10 protein-coding genes are annotated in these 12,341 nt (G+C 46.7%); 8 read left to right on the top strand and 2 right to left on the bottom strand.

The window, feature by feature from the left end:
• Positions 1–23: 23 nt before the first annotated feature.
• Complete coding sequence (locus BMX45_RS28320; RefSeq protein WP_090913827.1) at positions 24–506, bottom strand: MarR family transcriptional regulator; 483 nt, start codon at positions 504–506, stop codon at positions 24–26.
• A gap of 296 nt (positions 507–802) precedes the next feature.
• Here BMX45_RS28320 and BMX45_RS28315 point away from each other — a divergent pair, with 296 nt between their 5' ends.
• The 6 genes from BMX45_RS28315 to BMX45_RS28290 all read left to right on the top strand — a co-directional run bounded on the left by BMX45_RS28315 (position 803) and on the right by BMX45_RS28290 (position 7,595).
• Entirely contained in the window at positions 803–1,486 is a 684-nt protein-coding gene (locus BMX45_RS28315; RefSeq protein WP_015735612.1) for a response regulator transcription factor, read from the top strand.
• The gene (locus tag BMX45_RS28310) at positions 1,487–2,488 is read left to right on the top strand and encodes a sensor histidine kinase (RefSeq protein ID WP_090913825.1); all 1,002 of its coding nucleotides are present in this window, start codon (positions 1,487–1,489) and stop codon (positions 2,486–2,488) included.
• Positions 2,489–2,589: 101 nt separating this feature from the next.
• Positions 2,590–3,528, top strand: coding sequence for a VanZ family protein (locus tag BMX45_RS28305; protein WP_090913823.1), 939 nt, complete (start codon positions 2,590–2,592; stop codon positions 3,526–3,528).
• Between the two features lie 89 nt (positions 3,529–3,617).
• Entirely contained in the window at positions 3,618–4,301 is a 684-nt protein-coding gene (locus BMX45_RS28300; RefSeq protein WP_090913821.1) for an ABC transporter ATP-binding protein, read from the top strand.
• On the top strand, positions 4,298–6,889 hold the full coding sequence (locus tag BMX45_RS28295) for an ABC transporter permease (RefSeq protein ID WP_090913819.1): 2,592 nt from the start codon (positions 4,298–4,300) through the stop codon (positions 6,887–6,889). Before BMX45_RS28300 ends, BMX45_RS28295 begins: the two co-directional genes overlap by 4 nt.
• A gap of 220 nt (positions 6,890–7,109) precedes the next feature.
• Positions 7,110–7,595 carry a DinB family protein gene (locus BMX45_RS28290; RefSeq protein ID WP_090913817.1) on the top strand — a complete coding sequence of 162 codons (486 nt, stop codon included), beginning with the start codon at positions 7,110–7,112 and terminating at the stop codon, positions 7,593–7,595.
• Between the two features lie 227 nt (positions 7,596–7,822).
• Here the strand turns inward: BMX45_RS28290 and BMX45_RS28285 are convergent, their stop codons facing one another.
• Positions 7,823–8,722, bottom strand: coding sequence for an EamA family transporter (locus BMX45_RS28285; protein WP_090913815.1), 900 nt, complete (start codon positions 8,720–8,722; stop codon positions 7,823–7,825).
• Positions 8,723–9,473: 751 nt separating this feature from the next.
• Between BMX45_RS28285 and BMX45_RS28280 the strand changes: the two genes are divergently transcribed.
• Both BMX45_RS28280 and BMX45_RS28275 read left to right on the top strand, forming a co-directional pair.
• Complete coding sequence (locus BMX45_RS28280; protein ID WP_090913813.1) at positions 9,474–11,222, top strand: ABC transporter substrate-binding protein; 1,749 nt, start codon at positions 9,474–9,476, stop codon at positions 11,220–11,222.
• A 106-nt stretch (positions 11,223–11,328) separates the two neighbouring features.
• Complete coding sequence (locus BMX45_RS28275; protein ID WP_015735600.1) at positions 11,329–12,282, top strand: ABC transporter permease; 954 nt, start codon at positions 11,329–11,331, stop codon at positions 12,280–12,282.
• Positions 12,283–12,341 lie beyond the last annotated feature (59 nt).

Raw genomic sequence — 12,341 nt, 5'->3', positions numbered from 1 at the left:
ACAAAAATACTAAAAAAATTTACTTACCTCTCGCTTATATACCGGGCCATCCCTTGAAAAAACTTCAACATCGTCTGCAGCTCGCTTTCGGAGTAATCGTCCAAAAATCGCATAAAGCGCTGCTCCTCTGCTTCGTGCAAAGTCCGATGCCATTCGAACAGCTGCTTTCCTTGGGGCGTTAGGCGAAAATAGACCTCTTTGCGATTGTCGTTAAGCTGGGTCCGATGAATAAGGTCAAGCGCAAGCAGTTTCTTGCTGATCTTGGTAATGCTGGCCTTCGACAATTTTAATTTTTCGGCAATCGCAGAATGATTGATCGGTTCATGTTGGCCGATGCAATCCAGGACATGGATGGTCGATAAATTTCCAGGTACGCCTTTCAGTTGATGAAGCTGGACCATCTCTTTGATTTCTTTAAGTTCCAGCTCCATTCGCTGTTCATGCAAATGAGAGAAGTGAAGCAGCTGTTCATAAATGATTGTCTTGATGCGATCAGGGTAATCCATAGACCGATTTCACACTCCATATTGTTTACTTGGAAATTAAAATATCACAGTTTGTCGGATTCAGCAAGTGCCGCTGCGTTGGCTGCATTGTGTGGACTACGGCAACGAAAGCTCGAGAATCGTAATTTGCCTGTCCGTGCTTGAAGTTGAAGCATCATATTGAGGCAGCTGGTCACATGATCGGCTGCCGCTTTCATTGTGGTAACGGCTTTTATTTTTGCTATTGCGTTGGTAAACTATCAGAATGAAGATGGGGTCGAAAATTCAATCATAACGTTAGGATGATCTTTTTGGATATGAAATTCTTGTTAGTGGAAGATGATAAAACGATTGCGTCCGGTCTGGAATATTCGCTGCAGCAAGAGCGCTATTCAACCGTTATTTGCCATGATGTCGCATCTGCAAAACAGGTGCTCGCGGAAGACATCGATCAGTTCGCGTTATGTTTGTTCGATTTACAGCTTCCGGACGGAAGCGGCTATGAATTGTGCAAGATGGTGAAGGAGCGGCGTGACATTCCGGTCATCTTCTTAACGGTGATCGATGATGAGGTTAATGTCGTGATGGGGCTTGATATGGGAGCCGATGATTATATTACGAAACCTTTTCGGGTTCGCGAACTTCTTTCGCGGATCAAGTCCGTCTTGCGGAGATACCAAAAGCCGTCCCAAGTTAACAGCATCATGGATATCGATGATATCCGCATCAATACGCTGGAAGGGAAAGTGTTCAAGAACGGTGCCGAGATAGCGTTGACCGCTTTGGAATATCGCTTATTGCTCATCTTTGGCAACCATATCGGGCAGGTACTCTCAAGAAATCAGCTATTAGAGCAAATTTGGGATGTGGCCGGCGATTTCGTGAACGACAATACGTTAACCGTTTATATCAAAAGACTGCGGGAAAAGCTGGAAGATGATCCTGGACATCCGACATTGATCAAAACCGTGCGCGGACTGGGATATAAGGTTGGTGATTAGATGCTGCGCAATCGAGAAATTAAGATGTTATTGTTCGTCATGGGTTCAGTCAGCCTAGCGGCGATTGTTGCAGCTCTTATGATTTCTCCTGCCGCCGTGGTGCTCGTTTTCTTTCTATCGATTATGCTCATTGGCGCCAGTTTGTTATTTACGAAATGGAGATACCGCGAAATTGAAAAGCTGTCCGTCTATTTGCGGAAGATTAGCAGCGGCAATGATTCCCTTGACGTCCGGGATAATACAGAAGGCGAGCTTAGCATCCTAAAGAATGATATTTACAAAGTGACGCGCATGCTGTCGGAGCACCGGTCGCTATTGCAGCGGGACAAACTTCAATTGACGGATGCCATCTCCGATATTTCGCATCAGCTCAAAACGCCGCTCACCTCCATGACCGTCATGGCGGATCTGCTAAGCGCCCCTGACCTGCCTCCGGCCAAGAGAACGGAATTCACCCACCATATTCGCATCCAGCTTGAACGGATCGACTGGCTTGTTTCTTCTTTATTAAAGTTATCGAAAATGGACGCGAAGACCATCCCATTCAAAAAAGATAGCATACCCATGAAAAGCCTTATCCAAAAAGCATTGGAGCCGGTAATGATTCCGATGGATATTAAGGGACAGACGGTTTCCATTGCGGGGGATGACGACGTCTCTTTTGTCGGCGATTTCAATTGGACTGCTGAAGCGATTATCAATATCTTGAAAAACGGAGTGGAGCATACGCCGGAAGGCGGTGCGATCGCGATCTCATTTTCCGATAACGCGTTATACTCGGAAATCGTCATTGCGGACAACGGTAAAGGCATTCCGAAAGAAGATTTGCCGTATATTTTCAAACGTTTCTACAAAGGAAAGAATGCTAGCGAAGGGAGCATCGGCATAGGGCTTGCGATGGCACAGAGCATCATTGCCAGCCAGAACGGCGTGATCGATGTAACGAGCGACATCGAGAAGGGTACGCAGTTTCGGATTAAGTTTTATAAGCAGGTGATTTAGCAGCACTCCGCAAGTGACTGAATTGTCACCTTCATCGTCACTGAAAAGTCATTTTGGACAGATACAATGATATTCATCAGAAGAACGATGGAGGTAAGACCATGCAATCGAAGCAACAGCATAAGATTATTTTTGCCATCACGGTATTTTACACCCTGTTTATTCTTTATTTTTTGTTTTTCGCTTTCGGCAGAGCAGGTAAGGCAGATCCAATCAAGGGGTACACCTTTATTTTTTTGCCGGACGATTTTTTTAGGCTGCCAGGTCTATCCGACCTTCTACATCCGACGTTGATGGATTTGGTAGGTTTCGGGAACGTCGCCGCTTTCATTCCTTTTGGCATATTGATTCCATTGTTATATCGAACCACCTTTATTCGCTTCATGACCTTGTTCGTCCTGTCCATTCTCCTGCTGGAGACGATTCAGGCGCTAACTTTCCTCGGCAGCTTCGACATGAACGACGTCATACAGAACTCAACGGGCGCAGCCATCGGATTCGGGGCGTACAAACTTGGCTTTCGTACAAAAAACGACTGGAGAAATATTGCTGCAACGGGTATTTCCAGCATTGTCTTGATCCTCGGGGTGTGGGGGATCTTCGGGATGGTTGACCAAGCGTTCACCAAAGAGATGGGTCCCTTTGTGGCGATTAACGATTTAAGAGATAGTACGGGGAATCCTTCAACAGGAACGAAAGCGGCCAGTTTTGAGATGGGCGGTCAAGATGTGGAACCCCAATATAATGTGTACAGCATGGAAGGCAAAAACAAGGAAACGTACACATATACGTTTGGCAATAAGAAGGAGTTGTACCTCTTCTTGAACTATGGAATTCCCGATCAGGAGGATTCCCCAGGCAGCATTAGGGTTACCGCCGATGGACATGAGTTCCTGACTGTTTCTATAGAGGCCGGACGTCACGAGCCGGATATGGGCTTGATTTATTTCCCCAAGGCCAATGAGCTTACCATAACCATTGAGGGAAATGTAACCCTGTGGGATGTTGGATATCAAGAGATGGTATATAGCTGGAATTGAGCATGAAGGAGCGCCCATGCTTCCGAAGTGAGTTTTGTACGAAGTCGATTCAAGAAGTAACGCCCACAAAACTTTTAGGAGATATGGCAATGGAAATTTTAAAAATCGAGCATCTGTCTAAAATATACGGCACAGGCGAATCGGCGGTAAAGGCGCTTGACGATATTTCCTTTTCGGTTCAAAAAGGCGAATTCGTTGCGATTATCGGCCCATCCGGATCGGGAAAATCGACCCTTCTTCATCTGCTGGGAGGCGTCGATCGACCGACAAGCGGCAAGGTTTTCGTTGAACATACGGACATCTATGCATTGGACGAAACGCGTCTGGCCATCTTCCGGAGGCGACAAATCGGACTGATCTACCAGTTTTTCAATCTGATTCCCACCTTAACGGTGAAAGAGAACATGACGCTTCCGCTCTTGCTGGACAACCAGCAGGAAGATAAGAAGCAGTTTGAAGGGCTCGTTAAGACACTAAATTTGGAGCATCGTTTAAACCACCTGCCTAATCAGTTATCCGGCGGACAGCAGCAGAGGGTCTCGATCGGCAGAGCGATCATCAGCAACCCTGCCATCATGCTGGCAGACGAGCCGACCGGGAATTTGGACAGCCAAAATAGCAGCGAGATCGTCGATTTGTTGAAAATGTTGAATAAAACCTATCATCAGACGCTGATTGTCATCACTCACGACGAACGAATCGCTTTACAGGCCGACAGGATCATCTCCATTGTAGACGGGAAGATTGCCAAAGACGAGGTGATTCGTCGATGAATATCGTCTACAAACTTGCCATCCGGAATTTGAAGCAAAACAAGAGACGAACACTCGTAACCATGATCGGCGTCATCATTTCGGTTGCCATGGTGACCGCTGTCGCTACGCTTGTGTTCTCCTTCTCGAATTTAATGATCAGGCAAACCATCGCGGATAGCGGGGAGTGGCATGTCCAGTATCAAGATGTAACCAAGGAACAGCTTGCGGCGATACAAGCCGATGAGGCAACCAAAACCGTTGCGATAACAAGGGATCTTGGCTACGCCCCTTTAGAAGGAAGACAAAATCCCAATAAACCATACTTGTTCATCAAGGAATTTGATGCGCAAGGCTTCACACAATTTCAGGTTGAACTAAGCAAGGGGCGTCTTCCCCATACGGACAAGGAAGTGGTTATCTCCGAGCCCGTTGCAACCAATGCCAGAATGAAGCACGAAATCGGCGATCGTCTAACCCTTCGCATCGGCGAACGATTCGAACAAGGGGGCGATCATCCCTTGGACCAGACCGAACCGCTGCGTAGGGAAGACGGCACATTGAACGAAACGTTGCAGCATATCAAGACAAAGAATTATACGGTGGTCGGCTTCATCAAGCGTCCCGAATGGGAAACGGCTTGGGCTCCAGGTTATACGATGATCAGTTATGTCGATAAAAATATGATCGGGGCAACCGATCGCGTGAATGCAGCGGTGGTCTTGCAGAAAATCAAACCGTCCTTGTTCGCGTATGCGGATAATTTGGCAAAGAGAAACGATATCGAATCGGTCCAATACAATAACGACTTGCTGCATTATTACGGCTTATCCAAAAACGAAGAATCGTACAGCATGATGTACTCTTTATCGGCGATCCTGATGGCGGTCATTATGATCGGCTCGGTTTCGCTCATCTATAATGCTTTTGCGATCTCCGTCTCGGAGCGTTCCCGTCATTTAGGGATGCTTGCGAGCGTGGGGGCTACGAAAAGGCAGAAGCGTAATTCCGTGCTTTCCGAAGGTGTCATCATTGGCTTGATCAGCATTCCGATTGGCATTCTATGCGGTCTTGCTGGGATCGGCATCACCTTTTGGTTCATGAACCCGATGATTGAAGGGGCATTATGGAGCAGCGAAAAGCTGACGGTCATCGTCACGCCGTTCTCACTCTTGATTGCCAGTGTTGTTTCGATGCTGACGATTTTCATCTCGACGTATCTTCCGGCGATCAAAGCATCCAGAGTTTCCGCTATGGACGCGATTCGCCAAACATCCGACGTTAAGCTTACGGCGAAAGCGGTGAAAACGTCGAGGCTCATTCGCAAGCTCTTCGGCATCGAAGCGGAAATCGGATTGAAAAACTTAAAAAGAAACAAACGGAGATATCATGCCATTGTATTTTCGCTTGTCATCAGCATCGTTTTGTTTTTGACGGTATCGTTTTTTACCGCCGGCATGAAACAATCCCTGAAACTGTCGCAGGAAGGCGTCAATTATGATATTCAAGTGTCGTACAGCAATGGAAAAAGAATAGACGACCGGTTGCTGCATTCGATTGTATCCTTAGATGGTGTAACGGAATACAACCTGATTCAAGAGTTTTATAAGCACGCTTGGGTCGATGAAGCGTACATCGCCGATGAATTGGAAGAGATGGTTAAGAAGGATAAGAGTTTACTGCAGGACGGGAAATATCTATACGAGATTAAGATCCATGCATTAGACGATTTGAGTCTGCAAGCCTTTGCCAATGCCGTCGGTGCAAATTACGAACAGCTTAGGGATCCGGATCATCCTGCCGCAATTGTGATGGATACGATCCGCTACCAAGATATGGATGCGCGGAAATATGTCCATACGAAGGCCGTGTATACGAATGTCGGGCAAAACTTCGAACTGACGAATAGCTATAAAGATAATGCGGATGAAACGAAGGTAAGCCGGGTGACCGTTGCCGCGCTGACGGATCAAGCGCCGATGGGGATGAGCGGGGCTGGCGTGGGTGGGTTAAATATGATCGTATCGGAACGCATCATGGATCAATTGGCAGACGACGAGGAGATGGCTAACGTTCAGACATACCTCCATTTGAAAACTACGGAGCCGATGAGAACACAGCAGGACATCGAAGAGATGTTTGAGACCAATCTGAATGTCTACAATGTGTATCAATCCAGAAAAAGCGAAGAACAACAGATTCTATTAACGGCTGTCTTTTCTTATGGTTTTATCGCATTAATCTCCGCGATTTCCATTGCAAATATTTTTAATACCATCTCAACGGGCTTATCCCTTCGAAAGCGAGAAATTGCGATGTTAAAATCCGTTGGCATGACGCCAAAAGGCATTGCGAAAATGATGAACTATGAAAGTGTTATTTATGGAGTCAAGTCGCTGCTGTTCGGGCTTCCCGTCAGTTTCGCCGTGATGATTCTGATTTATAGGTCATTTGCGAACAGATTCAGCTACGGATTCACCGTTCCCTGGCTGGGTATGCTTTCTGTCGTCGTCGCCGTATTTGTTATTGTCGTTTCTGCGATTATTTTTTCCAGCAGGAAATTAAAAAAGGAAAACATTATCGATGCGTTAAAGCAGGAGAATATATAAGCAGATCGAAATTTCGTTTTATCTTTGGAAGGATAGCGGCAGCCATGACTCGGGGTAAGGAGGCAGGCGCCGCCGATGTTGGGGTTTATGAACAGTCCTTCGTCATCATATCGCTGATCGGTGTCGGTCGGATCTGGAATCTTCATAGAGGGAGGAGAATGGAATTAAATCGCGAATCATGGTATAAGCAACAAAGTTTATGATGACTGGAGGCTGTGACATGTTGAAGCTATTCGAGTATAACTGGCAAGTTCGCCAAGATTGGTTTGACTGGTGCGATACCGTGAGCGAGGAAGAGTTGTTGAAACAACGCACCGGTGGCATAGGAAGCATTCTCTTCACACTGTATCATATCGTGACCGTTGAATATGCCTGGTTATGCGGGGATTTGCAAGGGAAAGAGCTGGATATTCCTTCGTTCGAGGATTGTGCCAGCGTCCAAGGATTAAGAGATTATTCGGCCCGAGCCCATGCGGAAATTGCACCTTTCGTCTACGACTGGAATGATAGCTTGGAAGATCGCATCATGGTTGACACGAACCAGGACGGGGAACAGGAAAGATTTACATTCGGTGAAGTGATGCGTCACGTGATCGCCCATGAAATTCATCATATCGGTCAATTGTCTATCTGGTCGCGAGAAATCGGAAAGCAGCCGGTTACTGCAAACTTGATTCGTAGAGGGTTATTCGATATTAAATGCTGATGCATTCTATTGAACGATAAACATGCCAGGGTCAGCATATGGACGAGTTCACAGCTATGCAATCGGCAAAGTTGCCGAACTGCTTATCCCCAACGAATGGCGTAGAACAAAAATCCTTCAGTTCTAGTATGGAACCGAAGGATTCATCTTTTTGTTCTTACTCCATCTACTTGATATCGAGCCATATCCTATTGGGTTTAGCGGTTTTTTTGTCACATGCTTTTAGCTTACACAGTGGTTGTCAAAGCTTCTCTGTTCCGAGTATGAAATCGAATATTACTGTAAAAAATTCCGCCCAGAATGATGATCACACCCATCCACTGAGACCAGCTTATGGTTTCGCCTAGGACTAAAGAGGACATGGCAATGACAACGGGCAATTCGGATGACGTAAGAATGGTTCCCAATCCCGAACCGACATGCGGCATTCCAATCGAATATAGAAGAGGGGGGAGGACACCGCCGAATATGCCCAGCGCCAATCCATACGGAATGATTCCCACGAGTATATCCAAGTCAAATAAAAATGTTGGCGGAAATACGATAAATACGGTCAATACGCCTCCCGTGGAAAGAAGGGCGCTTTTTAAAATGGGAGGGGTTCCCTTTTCAACCGAACCGCTCAAAAATACGAATGCGGAAAAGGATGATGCCGCAAGCATTCCCCACAGAATTCCATGCCATGATAACACTATGGGTTCTTGGAATAGGATATTAGCTGCCAAAACGGAACCAGCCAGAAGCAAGGCGATGGAAATAAGTTTCGTCATGGTTGGCTTTTTCTTGTGGATTACCCACTCCAACAAGGCTCCGATCCAAACAAATTGGAACAAAATAACGATTGCTAGAGAGGCGCTTAAAGTTTGTAGGGCTTGATAATAAAATATGCCCGTTAACCCGAAGGGGATTCCAGAAAGGATAAGCTTTGAAGCTTGGATTCGAGTCAGTTTTTTCTTCTTGGTAAATAACACGGCAAGCCAACCGAGTACAACGCCGAACAGATACTGTCCTCCGGTTACTGCGGACACGGTGAAACCTGCTGCATATGCCAATTTAACAAAGGTGGACAAAACCCCATAACTGCAGCCTCCTAAAAAAACGATCAATGCATAATGCCATAATTTCATCAAATCATTATCCTCCTTCATTACACGCAAAAAAGCCACACAAACGACCGTACGGCCTTTGCGTGGCGAAAATGGAGAGATAACTCTCCAGAAAAGTCCACATCATCCCAAATAGGTTTTAGGTAAGATATTAAGTATCATGTAACAGTATAAAAGCATACTTTGAACCATGTCAATTACTATATAAAAAAATAATAAAGCTGCCCCAAAAAAGCAATTGTTAACCAATGCCCTATGCTTCCATAAATTTCATATCTACAAGTATGGACTTCAAATCCTCTCTGGTCAAACAAATAAGTAACTTGATAGAACTGGATAAACGGGGGAACCGAAAAATTCGGTAAAGAGGGGGAGGAAAAAAACTTTTTTCAAAAAAAATTTATGTGCAAACCGGAAAGGAATTACTAAATTCGGTCGATATGGACAACTCAACATCAAGACAAATAACGGAGACGGAAGAACAAGAGTCGATAGAAGGAAGCCATCGGAAACCTTGGAGAATCGAAGATGATTTGGTATCCAACATTTGAACAAATGGCGGCGAAGCTACGGCCAACGTTGTAATGTTCAAAAGTCGCCCGAATGTTTCTGTCTAGACAGAAACACGCGGAAGTTAGCTATTTACAGAATTCATAACGCTGGCTAAAATGAGCTTACTGATGCATCAGTTTGGCAATAAATCCTACTTAACCTATTTGATTAATAATATTACTTAAGAGTTGAACTCTAAAAAATGACAAAGGTGGTTTCTATGAGAAAACAACGATATTCCGGTTTGTTATGGTTAGGGTTATTGTCGCTATTCTTGATATTGTCTGCCTGCTCCTCCGAATCTGCTAACAAGGAGACGGCTGCATCGCCGCCGACAACTCCAGAAGCAAACGCATCCAGTGAGCCGGCTGAGCAAGGTGCGGATGGCCATTTGCTTGAAGAACCCTTTGCTGCAACCGATTTAAACAAGCTTCCGGACAGAGCGAAGCAGCGCAATGATGCCATTATCGTCACATTGGTAAATCCGAGCGGAGCATTCACACCCTATTTCACCCAAGTGGGCTATGACGGCAATGTAAACTCTGTTCTGTACACCCCGCTTGTCCGCGTCGATACCGATGGTTTACCGGTTCCAGGTCTTGCGGAGAAATGGGAAATTTCCGAGGATAAGCTGACGTATACGTATTATCTTCGGGAAGGGCTGAAATACAGCGATGGTTCCCCGATGACAACCGAGGACGTGGAATTTACATGGACCTTGCTTCATGATCCGTCGTATGACGGCCTCAACAGCGTGGTGGAGACGAAGATCAAGGGAGGTCAAGCCTACAAGGACGGAAAAGCGGATTCCATTGAAGGCATTCAAATTATCGACGAGCGAACGATTTCAGTGACGCTGGAAGAGACCAACGCAACGGCGTTGACGGTGCTTGGCGGACCGATATTGTCCAAAGCGTACTACGGCAAGGATTATCAGTTCGGTAACCTGGACTATATTAAGAACCTGCACGCCAATCCGATCACGAACGGCCCTTACAAGCTGGAGAAGTTCATTCCGGGCCAAGAAGTGCGTTTTGTTGCCAATGAACACTATGTGTTAGGCAAACCGAAGACCGAATACTTCATCTACAAGACGACGGAAGGCGACACTTGGCAGTTTATCGAAACCGGAGAAGTCGACTATGGCAGCTTCTCGGCTACGACGGATAACATCGAGAAACTAAAAGCCCTTGGTTTCCTGAACCTGATTCCGTCCACGGCCAGCAACTACGGCTATAATCAATTCAATCTGGAGAGGGATCCATTGAAAGACAAGCGGGTTCGCCAAGCCTTGACTTACGGCCTGAATCGTCAGCTGATTTACGTGGATTCCAGGCAAGGGGCGGCGTCGATCGCCAACATCCCATCATCTCCGATTCTGTGGTCCTATACCGAGGAAGATATCAACCCGTATCCGTATGATCCGGAAAAAGCAAAACAACTGCTGGATGAAGCGGGCTGGACGGTCGGCGCAGACGGCATTCGGGAGAAGGACGGGGTCAAGCTTCGTATCAACTATCTGGGATCAAAGAGCCCGAATACCGATATTTTCATTGCCGTTGCCAAAGAGAACTATCAAGAACTCGGTGTTGATTTCGTGCCTGAGCAATTCCCGGACTTTAACACACTCGTATCCAAGGTCAACAGCGGCGATTATGACATGGCTTCGTTCTCGACGACAATTATCAGCGATCCTTCGCAAGGGGTGGAGCGGTTCATTAAAGGGGAAACGAAGGGTTACGACAATCCGCGCATCGAAGAGCTCTACGCCCAGGGTCTTGCCACGGGCGACGTCGAAGAACGCAAAGCGATTTACCACGAAATGTTCAAAATATTGAATGACGAATTACCGATCATGTTTACCAACTATACAAAATCGGTCATCGCGATCAACGGGCGCATCGACGGTTTCGAATTGAACCCGCTGGCGGGAATCGCATACAGCTTGCCGGGATGGAATCTGCAATAAGCCAGCTGGCGGCTGGAGGGAAGAATAGAAATAGACTGCTCTATCAAAGAAGACGTCTCCTGCCTGAACCCATCAGGCAAGGAGATGACTAAATGAAGGAGAGAACATGAGAACCTATTTGCTCCGAAGATGCTTGTACATGCTCTTGATATTAATTGGCGCATCCCTGTTAATTTTCTTCCTGTACTCCCTAACTCCAGGCGATTATGTCGATAACAACTTGAGTTTGAGCGAGGAGCGCAAGGCGGAACTAAGGGAAATCCACGGGTTGAACAAGCCTGTCATCGAACGATACGTTAATTGGATGGCCAACATTTTCACAGGGGATTTCGGCTATTCTCTGGCTCAGCAGCGCCCCGTCCTCGACCTGTTTCAGGATTACATATGGAACTCCTTTGTGCTGGCGGTGGTTTCCACGTTCTTCACCTGGTTCATCGCGGTCGTCGTGGGCGTTATTACGGCCTATAAGCAATATTCGCTGCTCGATACCCTGGTTATGATTGGCATCTTCGCCGCGATGTCGATTCCTTCGTTCTTCATCGGATTATTCCTGATCAAAGTATTCGCCGTCGATTTAAAGATTCTTCCGCCAGGGGGAATGATTACGACGGGGAGCCGGGCCGAGGGCTGGGACTACGTTGTCGAGGTGCTGCACCATATGCTGCTTCCGGCCGCCGTTATGATATTGCTCGGCGTCGGGTCGCTAACCCGTTATTTCCGCAGCAACATGCTGGAGGTGATCCGCCAGGATTACGTCCGCACCGCCCGTGCGAAAGGGTTGAAAGAGAGAACGGTGCTGTACCGCCATGCATTGAAAAATGCGATGCTGCCCGCGATTACGTTGATCGGTTTCGAATTGCCGGGCCTTTTCGGCGGCTCCATCATCATTGAGAAGATTTTCAATTGGCCGGGCATCGGCCAGTTGTACATGCAATCCTTTACGGTGAGGGATTATCCGCTCCTTATGGGCTTTACGATGTTTTTGGCTATCTTGACGGTCGTCGGGACGCTCATATCCGATATCCTCTACCACACGTCCGATCCCCGGGTCAGGCTTTAAAGAAAGGAGGAACTATCTTTGTCGATTCCAACGACGGCAAGCCAAGCCGGAAAAGCCGA

This window comes from Paenibacillus sp. cl141a, from assembly GCF_900109305.1.
In the GTDB taxonomy this organism is placed as follows: Bacteria; Bacillota; Bacilli; order Paenibacillales; family Paenibacillaceae; genus Paenibacillus_AQ; species Paenibacillus_AQ lautus_A.
This window is presented reverse-complemented; position numbering and strand designations above follow the sequence as displayed.